Origin of the sequence: Frateuria edaphi, assembly GCF_021117405.1 — a bacterium.
Classification (GTDB): Bacteria; Pseudomonadota; Gammaproteobacteria; order Xanthomonadales; family Rhodanobacteraceae; genus Frateuria_A; species Frateuria_A edaphi.
In genome coordinates this window covers 738,597-751,322 of the sequence record NZ_CP088251.1, presented here as the reverse complement: position 1 = coordinate 751,322, position 12,726 = coordinate 738,597, and the positions used below count along the sequence as shown (strand labels likewise).

The following is a 12,726-nucleotide window of genomic DNA, read 5'->3' as shown; positions in this document are numbered from 1 at the left end:
CTCAGGTTGTCGCCGCTGTTACTGCAGCAGCTTGAGCACGCTCTGCGTGGTGGAGTTGGCCTGCGCCAGCACCGAGACACCGGCCTGCTGCAGGATGTTCGCGCTGGACATGTTGGCCGTTTCGGCCGCGAAGTCGGCGTCCTGGATCTGGCTGCGCGACGAGTCGAGGTTCTGCGAGATGGTCTGCAGGTTGGCGATCGTCGAGTCGAAGCGGTTCTGCACCGCACCCAGGTCACTGCGGATCGAGCTGATCGACTGCAGGGCCGAGTCGATGCGGTTGATCGTCTCGTTCGCGCCGGCGACGGTCTTCACGTTGGCCGTGGTCAGGTCGCCCGAAGCGGCCGTGGTGCCCGCGGTGAAGCCCAGCGAGGTGTTGCTGCCGGCCAGCACCAGGTCGTCCTGCGAGTTGATCGCCAGCTGGCCGGCGTCGTTGATGTAGGCCGACACGCCGCTGATGCCCGAGCTGTTGATCTGGTCGACCAGGGCCTTGGAGTCCTTGAACGTACCGGTGATCGCGGTGCCGTTGATGCTGAAGTCACCGGAGGCCAGGGTCAGCGGGGTCGAGGCGGCGGCAGCCGTCACGGCGGCGTTGACGCCGGTCGAGGTGGCCGCACCGTCGGTGGTCGTGCTGGTGGCCGCACCCACCGTTGACAGGCCGAGCGCGGCGTTGTCGGTCGAACCGCCGAACGTGAACGCGGCGACGGTGGAGTTGGTGATCTGCAGCTTGCCGGTGCCGTCGTCCGCGGCGATCGTGCTGCCGGCGGCGGTGTTGATGGCGGCGGCCAGGGCGGCAGCGTCGGTGTACGAGCCGGTGGCGACCGTCTGCGCACCGCTACCGACGTCGATGGTCAGGTCGGTCACGGTGAAGTTGGAGATCACGCCCGACGAGGTCGCGGTGGTGTCCGTGGTCGTGGACGACTGCGCGGCGACCGAGCTCATGCCCAGGGTCGTGGCGGCGCTGCCGCCGAAGGTCACGGCGCTGCTCTCGGCGTTGTCGAAGGCGATTTCGTTGCCCGAGACGGTGGCGAGCGTGCCGCCGACGCCGGCCGAGGTGGCGGCGGTGTTGATCGCGGCGGCCAGGCTGGTGGCGTCGGCGTAGTTGCCGGCGGCCACGTTCACCACGGTGCCGGAACCCAGCTGCACGGTCAGGTCGCCGGCGGCGAGGGTCAGGCCGGCGGCCGAACCGAACGCACCGCTGACGTCGCTGGAAGCGGAAGCCACGGCGCCGACGTCGGCGGCGCGGGTGCCCTTGGTCAGGTCGACCGAGATGGTCTCGCCGACGTTCGCGCCGACCTGGAAGGCGGCCTGGCCGAACGAGCCGTCCAGCACGTGGCGGCCGTTGAAGGTGGTCTGCTGCGAGATGCGGGTCACTTCCGCGAGGCGCTGCTGCACTTCGGCGTCGAGCGCGGCGCGGTCGTTCTCGGAGTTGGTCGCGTTGGCCGACTGCACGGCCAGCTCGCGGATGCGCTGCAGGTTGTTGGTGACTTCGTCCAGCGCCGACTCAGTGGTCTGCGACAGCGAGATACCGTCGTTGGCGTTGCGCACGGCCTGGTTCAGGCCGTTGATCTGCGTGGTGAAGCGCGTGGCGATCGCGAGGCCGGCGGCGTCGTCCTTGGCGCTGTTGATGCGCATGCCGGAGGACAGGCGGGCGATGGCGGTGGACAGCTTGCTCTGCGACTTCGCCAGATTGTTCTGGGCATTCAGCGAGCTGATGTTGGTGAGAACGCTCATGACCATGGGATTTGCTCCGTATCGGGTCGTTGCCGTTTGTCGGCGGTGGTTGTCAGCGGGATGCCGGTTGGTACACCGCCGCCTCAGAGCCTGTTTCGACGTCGATCATGGAAACTTGAGCAGGTCAATGGGTTTTTTTGCGGGTGAAGGTGAAAGGCCGGGCTTTTCGCGTGAGCCCACTCGTGGGCGATGCATTTTTCCAGGCTGCCGAAAGCGCGCATCGCCCACGAGTGGGCCCCTGCAGGGGCCTGGCTGCTTACTTGATGTAGTTGAACAACGAAAGATTCTGCAACTTGCTGAAAGTCTGTTGCGCGGCCTGCAGCGCGGAGCTCTGCAGGCTGAGCTTGCTTACCGCGTCGTAGTAGTTGAGATCCTGCACGTCCGACAGCGCGGTCTTGTACTGCAGCGTCAGGTCGTCGTTGAGCGCCTGCTGCTGGTCGAGTGCGTTCATGCGCGCGCCGACCGCCGCGCGTGCGCGGGTCAGCGAGCCTATCGACTGGTCGAGGTTGGCGAGCTGGCCGTTGAGCGCGTTCTGCGCGTCGGTGCCGCCACTGTTGGTCTGGGTGAAGCTGGCGATGATCGCGTCCATCGTGGCGAACACGCTTTGCGTCGAGGAGGGCGCGACCGTGAAGCTGTCGCCTGTCGCCGGCGCTCCGGACAGCGCCACCTGCACGCCGTTGAAAGCGACCATGCCGCCCTTCTGCGTGTCGTAGGCGCCGCTCGCCACCAGCGTGCCGCCGCTGTCGCGCACTTCATACGCATCCGGCGCGGTGAAACTGATCTGGTAGGTACCGCCGTCCCATGCGCTGGCGTCGGTCACGCTGGTCGCGCCGGCCACCGCGGTGCCGGTGTTGCCGGCGGTGGCGCCGACGACGAACGTGCCGTTGCCGGTTGGGACGTCCATGAAGATGGTGCTGCCCGGATCGCCGGTGGCGACCTGCAGGCCGGGCCCGGCCGCGACCATGCGCTGGCCTTCGTCGCCCACGTAGCTCACGCCGCCGGCCTGCGACACGAATGGCGCGGCTCCGGTGCGGTTGCCGGCGAAGATGTAGTCGCCCTGGGAGTCCTTGCTGTTGGCGATGCCCATCAACTGGCTGCGCAACTGGACCATCTCGGCGGCGATGTCGGAACGCGACTCGTCGGTCTGGGTGCCGTTCATGCCCTCCAAGGTCAGCGTGCGGATGCGGTCCAGCACGTTGCTCACCGAGGACAGGGTCTGGTCTTCCAGGCCCAGCCGCGCGTTGGCCGAGGTGATGTTGCGCTGGTATTGCGCGGTGTCGGCGTCCAGGTGGGTGAGCTCGACCGCACGCGCGGCGCCGACCGGATCGTCGGAGGGCTGGTTGATCCGCTTGCCGGTGCCCATCTGGGTCTGGATGTCGGACAGGTCGCCCTGCCGCTCCATCATGGTGTTGACCGACTGTTGCTGCATCCAGCTGGTGGAGACTCGCATGGCCCCGATCCTTTACTTGAACGCGCCGAGCAGCGCGTTGAACACGGTGTTGGCGGCGGTGATGATCTGCGCCGACGCCTGGTAGGCCTGCTGGAAGCGCACCAGGTTGGCCGCCTCCTCGTCCATGTTCACGCCGCTGACGCTCTGCTGCGATGCCATCGCCTGGTTGTAGACGGCGGTCTGCGTCTTGGCCGCGTCGTCGGCGAGCGAGCCGGCGCTGCCGACCTGCCCGACCAGTTGGCCGTAGGCGCGGCCGACGCTGGTGGCGCCGCCATCGAGCACGCCCAGGTTGGCGACCGCGCCGAGCTTGAGCGCATTGGCGTTGTCGCCGCGCGCGTTGGCGTTGGCCTTGACGCCGAAGGTATCGCCCGCGGACGGCGCGCCGTCCAGGGTCAGGCTCCAGCCGTTGTGCACGATCGGCGTGCCGGCGGTGAAGGTCTGCGCCGCTCCGCCGTCGATGCTGTAGGTCGTGGGCGAGGAAAACACGATGCTGGACGCAGTGAACAGGTTGGGATCGGTGCCATCGGCCACCGTGAGCGCACCGACCGCGCCGGTGCCGGTGTTGGCGCTGGCCGCGCTGCCCAGCAGCGGGACGGCGGCTGCGATCTTGTTGGGATCGGTGATCGCGACCGCGATGCTGCCGGCCGCGTTGCGGGTGGGCTGGATGCGGAAGCTGTCGCCCGCGCTCGCCGCGCCGCCACCGACCACGAAGCTCAGGCCTCCGGCCAGGAAGGGATCGGCCGCGGTGCCGGTGCCGCTCATCGCCACCGCGGCGCCGCTGCCGTCGCGCAGGTTCCAGGCGGTGCCGTCGAAGGACAGCGTGTAATCCTGGCTGCCCAGCGCGCCGAGGTCGGCGATGCCCGCCGAAAGCGTGGCGCTGCCGGTATTGCCGCTGGCGGCCTGCACGGCCGGACCGGCGACGGTGAAGAAATCGCCGCCGAGCTGGCCGTTGAGGTCCACGCCCTGCGCGTGCTGGGCGTTGAACGCGTCGGCCATCGCCAGCGCGGCGCGGCCGAGCTGGTTCTGCGCCGGGTCGAGCACGTTGCCGCGAAAGTCCAGCAGCGCGCCCAGCGTGCCACCGCCGATGCGTCCGCTCAGCACCGCGCCGGTGCCCTTGTCGACCACTTCCAGCCGGGTCGCGTCGTAGGCGTTCGGCGCCGTGCCCAGTTCGTAGGACTGCGTGCCGCTGACCAGCGCCTGGCCGTTGCCGACGAACACGCTCAGCGTGCCGTCGTTCTGCGTCGCCACGCTGATGCCTACTTCGCCGGAGAGCTTCTTGATCAGCGCGTCGCGCTGGTCGAGCAGGTCCGAGGGCTGCGTGCCGGTGGAGGAGCGGATGCGTTCGTTGAGCTTGGCGATCGCGGCGCTGTCGCTGTTGATCGAGGCGACGGTGTCGGTGAGCTGGCGCTGCACCTGGCCATCGAGGCTGCCGAACTGTCCGGACAGCGCACGGAAGGTGCTGGCGAGCGCACCGGCGCGAGCCAGCAGCACGCCGCGCGCGGAGGCATCGGCTGGCGCGTTGGCCATGTCCTGCACCGCGCCGAAGAAGGTGTCCAGCGACGCCTGCAGGTTGCTGCTGCCCGAAAGCTGGTTGTTGAGCTGGTCGGTGAGCGCCTGGTAGGCGTCCGCACGCCCCTTGGAAGAGGAGGCCGACCACAGCGCCGTGTTGAGGTACTGGCTGTAGGCGCGCTGCACGGCCTGCGTGTCCACGCCGGTGCCCACGTAGTACTGCCCTTGCGCCTGCGGCGCACGCGCGGCGAAGCTCACCTGCTGGCGGCTGTAGCCGTCGGTGTTGGCGTTGGACACGTTGTGGCCGGTGGTGCTCAGGCCCACCTGGGCGGCGAGCAGGCCGGAGACGCCGGTGGAAAGCAGGTCAGCCATGAAGGTTTCCCGGATGGTAGGCGCGCGGACGGGCCGCGGGCCGCGACACGCGGCCCCGCATGAGACCGCGCGACGGAATCAGGGCATGGGTCATGCCCGCTGTGACGGCCGTTTGACGCATCACTTGAGCGTCCCGGCATCCAGCGCCGCGAGCGCTTCGCGCATCTGCGGGCTGTTGGCGATGGTGGTGAGCTTGGCCGCGTAGGACGGATCGGTCGCGTAGCCGCCACGGCTCAGCGCATGCGCGAACCCGGCGATGTTCTCGCCTTTTCCCAGCGCCTGCGCGTAGCGCGGGTTGTCCGCCAGCATGCGGGCGTAGTCGGCGAAAGCCTCGGAAGGGTTGTCGTAGGCGCGGAAGTTGTCGCGCTTGCGCACCGCCACGCCGCCTTCGTATTCGAGCGTGGGCACGCTGACCTTGTCGCCACCCCAGCTGCCGCCGGCCTTGATGCCGAACAGGTTGAAGCTGCTGGAACCGTCGTGCCGGTGCGGCAGGTGCTTGCCCCAGCCGGTCTCCAGCGCGGCCTGCGCCAGCAGCGCGCGCACCGAGACGCCGAGCTTGTCGGCCGCGGCCTGCGCGTGCGGCGCCATGGCGCGCACGAAGCCGGCCGGATCGCCCGGGATGAACTTGCTGGCCACGTTAACCGCGCCCTGTGCCAGCTCGCCGAGCGCGGCGCGCCAGCCCTGCGCCGGGTTCGCATCGGCGGTGAGGGGCAGCAGCCCGTCGCCCTGCCCCGCCACGCTTTCGCCCAGGTGCAGCAGCGCGCGGGTACCGGCCTCGGCGCCCGCCGCGAGGGGCCCGAACAGGCTCGCGGCCGCGGTGCCCGGCAGCGCGCCGGCGGCGACGCTGGCGAGCAGCGCCTTGTTGTCCGTCGTCGGCGCGGGCTTGGGCTCGGCGTCCTTGCCGCCGAGCTGGCGCACCAGCATGCGGGCGATGCCCAGACCGTTGTTGCCCTGCGAGAGCGAGAGCGAAAGCTGCTGGTCGAACAGGTCGCGGTAGGCCTTGCCCTGCTGGCTGTCGCCGACGTCGTTGTCGCCGAAGCTGGCATTCGCCTCGCGCATCGACTTCAACATCATCTGGGTGAAGATCGCCTCGAACTGCTTCGCGACCCTCGGCAGCGCCGCCTTGTCGTCGCCCTTGGCCTGCGCGCGCAACTGGTTGAACCCGGACAGGTCGGTCCAGGTGTCGAGTGCCGGCAGGGAGGCGTTGGCGGGCGTCATGTTTCCGTCGCGTGTCGCTAGATCACCACGAGCTCTGCATGAAGCGCGCCAGCCTGCTTGAGCGCCTGCAGGATCGAGATCAGGTCGCTGGGACCCGCACCGACCTGGTTCACCGCGCGCACGATCGTGTCCAGGCTCACGCCCGGGCCGAACTTGAACATGTGCGCGCCGTCCTCGCTGACCTGCACGTCGGAGCTGGGCACCACCGCGGTCTGGCCGCGCGAGAACGGCTGCGGCTGGCTGACCAGCGGCTGTTCGCTGATGGTGACCTGGATCGCGCCGTGCGCCACCGCCGCGGCGGTGACCTTGACGTCCGAGCCGATCACCACGGTACCGGTGCGCGAATTGACCACCACGCGCGCCGGGGCGTCGCCCGGCGTGACGTCCAGGTTCTGGATCATGCCGAGCCAGGCGACCTTCTGCGCCGGATCCTGCGGGCCGCGCACGGAAATGGTGCCGCCATCGACCGGCGTGGCGGTGCCCGCGCCGAAAGCGGTGTTGACCGCCTGCGCCACGCGCGCGGCGGTGGTGAAGTCGGGGGTGTTGAGGTTGAGCATCAGGTCGCCGGCACCACTGAACGCGCTGGGCACGCTGCGCTCCACCGAGGCACCGTTGGGAATGCGGCCGCTGGCGGAAATGTTCACCTGCACGCTGGAGCCACTCTTGCCCTGCGCGCTGATGCCGCCGACCACCACGCTGCCCTGCGCGATCGCATAGACGTTGCCGTCGGCACCGCGCAGGGGCGACATCAGCAGTTCGCCGCCACGCAGACTCTTGGCGTTGCCGATCGAGGCGACGGTGACGTCGATGGCCTGGCCGGGCTTGGCGAACGGGGGCAGTTCCGCAGTGATGGTTACCGCCGCCGCGTTCTTGAGCTGCGGGCGCGCATTCGGCGGCACGGTGATGCCGAATTGCTGGAGCATGTTCTCCAGGCTCTGGGTGGTGAACGGGGCCTGGGTGGTCTGGTCGCCGCTGCCATCGAGGCCCACGACCAGGCCGTAACCGATCAGCTGATTGGAACGCACGCCTCCGACCGAAGCCAGGTCGCGGATCTTGTCCGCGTGCAGCGGCGCACAGGCGAGCATCGCCACCAGCGCGGCCACCACGTGCAGGCCGAAGCTGCGCCAGCGCTGCAACGCGCGGCTGAGCGCGGTGCGTCGGGTTTCCTGGGCGCGCGAGTGGTCGTACGGCTCGCCGGTGGTGGAAGGCGCCGGCGTCGCGGAAACCTCGGGGGCTTCTTCCATCGGCTCGGGCGGGACGGGCAGCTGGGCCTTCATCAGAACGGCATCCACTTGGAATTGAAGAAGCGCGACAGCCACCCGCGCGTGTTCGCATCGGCCAGCGTGCCGCGGCCGGTGTAGCTGATGCGCGCGTCGGCGACGCGGGTCGAAGCCACGGTGTTGTCCTGGCCGATGTCCTGCGGGCGCACGATGCCGGCGATGCGCACCAGCTCCTGGCCCTGGTTGATGGTCAGCCACTTCTCGCCGCGCACGATCAGGTTGCCGTTGGACAGCCGCTGCGCCACGGTGACGGTGATCTGGCCGGTGAGCTGGTTGGACTGGCTCGACGAGCCGCTGCCATCGAAGTTGCGTTCGCTGTCCAGGCCCACGCTCAGCGGGTTGCCGTTGATGGTCAGATCCTTGCCCATGATGGTGGGCGCGGCAACGTCGGCCTTGTCCTTCTTGCTGGTGCTGGTGCTGGCCTTCTTGCTGGCCTGGGTGCTTTCCACCAGCACGATGGTGAGGATGTCCCCCACCCGATGCGCGCGCGCATCGGAGAAAAGTTCCATGTTCTGGTTGTCGTGGTAGATCGCGCCGTCGGCAGGCGCGGCGGCAACCTCAGGCTGCATCGGCGGCGTCGGCGCCCACTCGCCGTCGTCGCGCGCGGGCATGGCCATGCACCCGGCAAGCAGCGCCAGCGCGAGGGCAGCGGTGGAAAGACGGAACAGTGACATCGGGTTCGTGCTCAGGTCTTGTTGGTGAGGAACTGCAGCATCTGGTCGGCTGCGGAGATCGCCTTGGAGTTCATCTCGTAGGTCCGCTGCGTCTCGATCATGTCGACCATCTGCTCGACGACGTTGACGTTGGAGGACTCCAGCGCGCCCTGCGAGAGCGTGCCCAGACCGTTCAGGCCCGGCTGGCCGATCTGCGGCGAGCCGCTCGATGCGGTTTCCAGGTAAAGGTTGTCGCCGTTGGGCTGCAGGCCGGCCGGATTGATGAAGTCGGCCAGCTGCACGGTGCCGACCTGCTGCGGCGCGGCCTGGCCCGGCAGCGTGATGCTGACCGTGCCGTCGCTGCCGATGGTGATCGACTGGGCGTTGGCCGGGATGGTGATCGCCGGATCGACCGCGTAGCCGTTGGCGGTGACCACCTGGCCGTTCTGGTCCATGTGCAGCGAGCCGTCGCGGGTGTAGGCGATGGTGCCGTCGGGCTGGGTCACCTGCAGGAAGCCGCGGCCCTGGATCGCCAGGTCCAGCGAGTTGCCGGTCTGCTCGATGTTGCCCTGGGTGAAGAGCTTCTCGTTGCCGACCACGCGCACGCCGGTGCCCAGCATCAGGCCGGACGGGGCGTTGGTCTGCTCGGTGGTCTGGCCGCCGGGCTGGCGCAGGTTCTGGTAGACCAGGTCCTGGAACGAGGCGCGCGAGCTCTTGAAGCCGGTGGTGTTGGCGTTGGCGAGGTTGTGCGAGACCACGTCCATGCGCGTCTGCTGCGCATCGAGACCGGTCTTTGCGACCCACAGGGAAGAGAACATGGTTGTCTCCTAATCGATCAGGTGAGCGACAGCAGGCGGGTCGCCGACTGCGCGTTGTCGTCGGCGTTCTTGATCGCCTTGACCTGGAGTTCGTACTGGCGCGAAAGCTCGATCATCTGCACCAGCGTCTGTGACGGGTTGACGTTGCTCGACTCGAGCACGCCGGATTTGATGCCCACCGCCGGATCGGTCGGCGCGGTGGCGCCACCGGCCAGATGCATCAGGCCGTCGCTGCCCAGCGCGAGCTGGTTCGCGGGCGGGTTCACCAGTTTCAGGCGGCCGACCGAGGCGATCGTTTCCGGACCCTGGCCGGTCGGGACCACCGAGACGGTGCCGTCGTTGCCGATGCTCACCTGGGTCGCGGGCGGCAGGCTGATCGGGCCGCCGTCCCCGAGCACCAGGTTGCCGCGCGAATCGGTCAGCAGGCCGTCGGCGGTGAGCTGCAGGTTGCCGGCGCGGGTATAGGCCTCGCTGCCGTCAGCCGCCTGCACCGCGAGCCAGCCGTCACCCTGCACGGCGACGTCGAGTTCGCGGCCGGTCTGTATCTCGGCGCCGCCGCGCAGGTCCACGCCCTCGCCCTGCGCCACGCCGTTGATGCGCGTGGGCATGCCCGGGCCCTGCACCGGCAGCGCCTGGAAGGCCGACATCTGCGCCTTGAAGCCGACGGTGTCGGCGTTGGCCAGGTTGTGCGCCACTTCCGTCTGCGCCCGCATCATCTGCGTGGCGCCGGTCATGGCGACGTAAAGCGAACGATCCATGCGGAGCCTCGGACGTCAGCGTCAGTTGCGGATGTTGATGATGGTCTGGGTCAGCTTGTCGTCGGTGGAGATCACCTGCGCGTTCGCCTGGTAGTTGCGCTGCGCCTTGATCATGTTCACCAGCTGGGCCGTCAGGTCGGCGGTGTTGGACGCCTCCAGCGCGCCGGACTGCACCGCGCCGAAGGTGCCCTGCCCGGCCACGCCCATGGTCGCGGTACCCGAGTCGAACGAGGCCGCCCAGCCAGTGTTGTCGAGCTGGCGCAGGCCATTGAGGTTGTTGAAGTTGGCCAGGGCCAGCTGGCCGAGCGAGATGGCCTGGCCGTTGGAGTACTTGGCTTGAACCACGCCTTCGCTGGACACGTCGATGCCCGACAGCGTGCCGCTCGGGTAGCCGTCCTGGTTGATCGAGCTCAGCGCGTACGCATTGCCGAACTGGGTGGCCTTGTTGACGTCGATCGACAGCGTCATCGGGGCGGCACCCGGGCTGACCGACAGCGCGGGGAAGTTGAGCTTGCCGCCGGCCGGCGTCGCGAGCGCGCCGCTGCTGGTGAAGGAGAGCGCCTGCGGCGCGCCGGCGGATACGCCGTCGACGTACAGGTAGGCGTTCCAGCTGTTCGGCGCCGCGCCCTTGACGTAGTACACGGTGCCGTTGTGTGTGGCGCCGAGCGAGTCGTAGGCGGTGAACGGCGTGGCCTGGTTGTAGCTCAGCGCGTCGGTCGGGCTGAACGGTGCCGTGGTCGGCACCGTCGCGTCGGACGGCAGGTTGAGCGACATCTCCACATTGCTGGTGGCCTTGGCCGCGCTCTGCGCAGTGGTCATCTGCAGGTCGACCAGCGTGCTGGTGTCGAAGCCGTTGCCCGCCGGCGGGAACACCTGCAGGTGCTGGCCGCTGGCGTTGACCACGTAGCCGTTGTTGTCCTGCTGGAAGGCGCCGGCACGGGTGTAGGAATAGCCCTTGCCGTCGCGCATGGTGAAGAAGCCATCGCCGCTGATCGCGAAGTCCAGGCTGTTGCCGGTGTTCTCCACGTTGCCGGCGGCGAACTGCTGCGCCACGTCGGCCAGCCGCACGCCGCTGCCGATCGAGGTCGCCGAGAGGTTGCGGCCGGCCGAGTTGTACAACTCGGCGAACTCGGCCCGCGAGCCCTTGAAGCCGGTGGTGCCGGTGTTGGCGATGTTGTTGGCAGTGACTTCCAGGTCCTTGGAAGCCGCGTTCAGGCCGCTCAGCGCGATATTGAAAGCCATCGTTGTTTCCCCTGTACGGGTGTGATGTCCGTGAATTGATGTGTCAGTTGACGCGCGCGACCTGGCTCAGCAGCACGCCGCCGAAACCGTCCACGTCCAGGTAGGCGCCGTCGGCGCCGGTCATGCCCACGCCGGCGACCTTGCCGGTGACATAGGTGGCCACCGCGGTGTTGCCGGTCTGCGCCGCCAGTCCGTAGGTGCCCGGGGGCAGCGGCTGGCCGTCGTTGCCGGTGCCGTCCCAGTGGAAGTCGGCCAGGCCCGCGGTCTGCGTGCCCAGGTCGATCGTGCGCACCACGTCGCCGGCGTTGTCGACGATCTGCACCAGCGTGCGGCCACCGCCATCGGGCACGTTCACGGCACCATCGAGGCTTCCGCCCTGCAGGCGACCGACCGCCGAGGGCACGGTGACGTTGCGCCCGACCATGCTGGAGGCCTGCAGCAACTGGTTGCCCTGCATCGACTGCGACAACGCGTCGAAGGAGGTCTGCAGGTTCTGCGTGGCCGAGACCTGGTTGATCTGCGCCAACTGGCTGACCATCTGCGAGGAATCCATCGGCTGGGTCGGATCCTGGTTGCGCATCTGCTGGATCAGCAGGCTCAGGAAGTCGGCCTGGCTCAGCGTCTTGGTCTGGCCCAGCGCGCCGGCGGTGCCGGCGGCGTTGCTGGAGTTGATTGCGAGGTCGCTCATGGCCGCTCCTTACTTTCCGAGGTCCAGCGTCTTCTGCATCAGCTGGCGCGCGGTGTTCATCACCTCGACGTTGTTCTGGTACGAACGCGAGGCGGAAATCATGTTGACCAGCTCGTCCACCGGGTTGACGTTGCTCTGGTAGACGTAGCCGTCGGTGTCGGCCAGCGGGTTGCCCGGCTCGTAGCGGCTGGTGATCGCGTTGGGACTCTCGGTGACGCCGAGGACCTTGACGCCCTCGCTGCCGGCTTCGGCCGGCTGGCCGTCCAGCCCGTTGCGGATCGCCGCGAACAGCGGCTCCTTGGCGCGGTAGGCGGCATCGCGCGTGCTCGCCACGCTGTCGGCATTGGCCAGGTTGCTGGCCACGGTGTTGAGCCGGGTGGACTGCGCCGCCATGCCGGAGCCGGCGACGTTGAAGACGTTGAAAAGCGACATCAGCCCTGGCCTCCGGTGATCGCGGTCCGCAACATGCGGATCTGCGCGGTGATGAAGGCCATGCTTGCCTGGTAGTGGACGCTGTTGGCGGCGAAGGCGGCCTGTTCCTGCTGGGCGTCGACGGTGTTGCCGTCCATGCTCGGCTGGGTCGGCACGCGATAGGACAGCGTGTCGCGCGCCTGCGCCACCGGATCGATCTGGCCCTGGGTCGGCGCGGCCAGCGGCAAGTTGCCGGCGCCGTTGCCGCCGGCGGCGGCCAGTGCCTTGCGGAAGTCGACGTCGCGGGCGAGGTAGCCGGGCGTGTCGGCGTTGGCCAGGTTGCTGGCCAGCACTTCGGTACGGCGCTGCCACAGCGCGAGCGCGCCGGTGTGCATGCCGAACAGGTTGTCGATGGGTTGGCTCATCGCTTGCCTCCGCGCGGTCGATGTGTCCGCACGGGGCTTGAGGCAAGTTGTGTGCCATGGGGGCGCGAAGCCTCGCCGCAGCTGGCTTTGCGCGGGCGCTGGGGTTTACGTCCCCGGCGCGGAGTCGGTTTTCCGACGGTCCTTCAGGGCGGCCTGAAGCCGACCGTCAGG

At 68.7% G+C, this 12,726-nt stretch carries 12 protein-coding genes; all 12 read right to left on the bottom strand.

Annotated elements, in window-relative coordinates; all coding sequences use genetic code 11:
* Positions 1 to 18: 18 nt before the first annotated feature.
* The 12 genes from LQ772_RS03345 to flgB all read right to left on the bottom strand — a co-directional run bounded on the left by LQ772_RS03345 (position 19) and on the right by flgB (position 12,555).
* On the bottom strand, positions 19 to 1,731 hold the full coding sequence (locus LQ772_RS03345) for a flagellin N-terminal helical domain-containing protein (RefSeq protein WP_231323995.1): 1,713 nt from the start codon (positions 1,729 to 1,731) through the stop codon (positions 19 to 21).
* Between the two features lie 256 nt (positions 1,732 to 1,987).
* On the bottom strand, positions 1,988 to 3,181 hold the full coding sequence (flgL, locus tag LQ772_RS03340; protein WP_231323993.1) for a flagellar hook-associated protein FlgL: 1,194 nt from the start codon (positions 3,179 to 3,181) through the stop codon (positions 1,988 to 1,990).
* A gap of 12 nt (positions 3,182 to 3,193) precedes the next feature.
* Positions 3,194 to 5,062 carry a flagellar hook-associated protein FlgK gene (gene flgK, locus LQ772_RS03335; RefSeq protein WP_231323991.1) on the bottom strand — a complete coding sequence of 623 codons (1,869 nt, stop codon included), beginning with the start codon at positions 5,060 to 5,062 and terminating at the stop codon, positions 3,194 to 3,196.
* Between the two features lie 120 nt (positions 5,063 to 5,182).
* On the bottom strand, positions 5,183 to 6,280 hold the full coding sequence (gene flgJ, locus LQ772_RS03330; RefSeq protein ID WP_231323989.1) for a flagellar assembly peptidoglycan hydrolase FlgJ: 1,098 nt from the start codon (positions 6,278 to 6,280) through the stop codon (positions 5,183 to 5,185).
* A gap of 17 nt (positions 6,281 to 6,297) precedes the next feature.
* A complete protein-coding gene (locus LQ772_RS03325; protein ID WP_231325881.1) occupies positions 6,298 to 7,365 on the bottom strand; it encodes a flagellar basal body P-ring protein FlgI in 1,068 nt (355 codons plus the stop codon).
* Between the two features lie 191 nt (positions 7,366 to 7,556).
* Positions 7,557 to 8,234, bottom strand: coding sequence for a flagellar basal body L-ring protein FlgH (gene flgH, locus LQ772_RS03320; protein ID WP_231323988.1), 678 nt, complete (start codon positions 8,232 to 8,234; stop codon positions 7,557 to 7,559).
* A gap of 11 nt (positions 8,235 to 8,245) precedes the next feature.
* A complete protein-coding gene (flgG, locus tag LQ772_RS03315; protein ID WP_231323986.1) occupies positions 8,246 to 9,031 on the bottom strand; it encodes a flagellar basal-body rod protein FlgG in 786 nt (261 codons plus the stop codon).
* A gap of 17 nt (positions 9,032 to 9,048) precedes the next feature.
* Positions 9,049 to 9,789, bottom strand: coding sequence for a flagellar basal-body rod protein FlgF (flgF, locus tag LQ772_RS03310; RefSeq protein WP_231323984.1), 741 nt, complete (start codon positions 9,787 to 9,789; stop codon positions 9,049 to 9,051).
* Between the two features lie 21 nt (positions 9,790 to 9,810).
* Positions 9,811 to 11,031 (bottom strand): flagellar hook protein FlgE, encoded by a 1,221-nt coding sequence (gene flgE, locus LQ772_RS03305; protein ID WP_231323982.1) that lies wholly within the window; start codon positions 11,029 to 11,031, stop codon positions 9,811 to 9,813.
* A 43-nt stretch (positions 11,032 to 11,074) separates the two neighbouring features.
* Positions 11,075 to 11,719 (bottom strand): flagellar hook assembly protein FlgD, encoded by a 645-nt coding sequence (locus LQ772_RS03300; RefSeq protein ID WP_231323980.1) that lies wholly within the window; start codon positions 11,717 to 11,719, stop codon positions 11,075 to 11,077.
* Between the two features lie 9 nt (positions 11,720 to 11,728).
* Positions 11,729 to 12,151, bottom strand: a complete 423-nt coding sequence (gene flgC, locus LQ772_RS03295) for a flagellar basal body rod protein FlgC (RefSeq protein ID WP_231323978.1) — start codon at positions 12,149 to 12,151, stop codon at positions 11,729 to 11,731.
* Entirely contained in the window at positions 12,151 to 12,555 is a 405-nt protein-coding gene (gene flgB, locus LQ772_RS03290) for a flagellar basal body rod protein FlgB (RefSeq protein WP_231323977.1), read from the bottom strand. Before flgB ends, flgC begins: the two co-directional genes overlap by 1 nt.
* Positions 12,556 to 12,726 lie beyond the last annotated feature (171 nt).

Bases quoted from the DNA above. Each gene is read 5' to 3' on its own strand.
- flgE (WP_231323982.1), bottom strand. From the start codon at position 11,031: ATGGCTTTCAATATCGCGCTGAGCGGCCTGAACGCGGCTTCCAAGGAC.
- flgG (WP_231323986.1), bottom strand. From the start codon at position 9,031: ATGTTCTCTTCCCTGTGGGTCGCAAAGACCGGTCTCGATGCGCAGCAG.
- LQ772_RS03345 (WP_231323995.1), bottom strand. From the start codon at position 1,731: ATGAGCGTTCTCACCAACATCAGCTCGCTGAATGCCCAGAACAATCTG.
- flgH (WP_231323988.1), bottom strand. From the start codon at position 8,234: ATGTCACTGTTCCGTCTTTCCACCGCTGCCCTCGCGCTGGCGCTGCTT.
- flgK (WP_231323991.1), bottom strand. From the start codon at position 5,062: ATGGCTGACCTGCTTTCCACCGGCGTCTCCGGCCTGCTCGCCGCCCAG.
- LQ772_RS03300 (WP_231323980.1), bottom strand. From the start codon at position 11,719: ATGAGCGACCTCGCAATCAACTCCAGCAACGCCGCCGGCACCGCCGGC.
- flgL (WP_231323993.1), bottom strand. From the start codon at position 3,181: ATGCGAGTCTCCACCAGCTGGATGCAGCAACAGTCGGTCAACACCATG.
- flgB (WP_231323977.1), bottom strand. From the start codon at position 12,555: ATGAGCCAACCCATCGACAACCTGTTCGGCATGCACACCGGCGCGCTC.
- flgF (WP_231323984.1), bottom strand. From the start codon at position 9,789: ATGGATCGTTCGCTTTACGTCGCCATGACCGGCGCCACGCAGATGATG.
- flgJ (WP_231323989.1), bottom strand. From the start codon at position 6,280: ATGACGCCCGCCAACGCCTCCCTGCCGGCACTCGACACCTGGACCGAC.
- flgC (WP_231323978.1), bottom strand. From the start codon at position 12,151: ATGTCGCTTTTCAACGTCTTCAACGTCGCCGGCTCCGGCATGGCGGCG.
- LQ772_RS03325 (WP_231325881.1), bottom strand. From the start codon at position 7,365: ATGCTCGCCTGTGCGCCGCTGCACGCGGACAAGATCCGCGACCTGGCT.